The organism is Bacillus sp. SIMBA_026, from assembly GCF_046535335.1.
GTDB lineage: Bacteria > Bacillota > Bacilli > Bacillales > Bacillaceae > Bacillus > Bacillus velezensis.
Genome location: NZ_JAWRWX010000481.1, coordinates 1 through 236 on the forward strand (window position 1 = coordinate 1; position 236 = coordinate 236).

Below are 236 nucleotides of genomic sequence, written 5' to 3' on the forward strand. Positions count from 1 at the left end.
GTCGCTTGCCGACTTCCTTGCTCGCACGGAAATACTTGTCTGCCTGCTGCCGCTAACAGATCAAACTCGCGGCTTTCTGAATCACCAGCTTTTCCAGCAACTGCCAAACGGGGCCTCGCTTGTGCACGTTGGACGCGGCGCTCAGCTTGTAGTCGATGACTTCGTAACAGCATTATCGAGCGGACAACTCAAGAACGCTATCCTGGATGTCACCGATCCCGAACCGCTTCCATCAG

At 55.1% G+C, this 236-nt stretch carries 1 protein-coding gene; it reads left to right on the forward strand.

Going from position 1 to position 236, the window contains the following annotated elements:
• The coding region (locus SB847_RS22240) for an NAD(P)-dependent oxidoreductase (protein ID WP_410578931.1) at positions 1 to 236 on the forward strand (236 nt) is incomplete at both ends.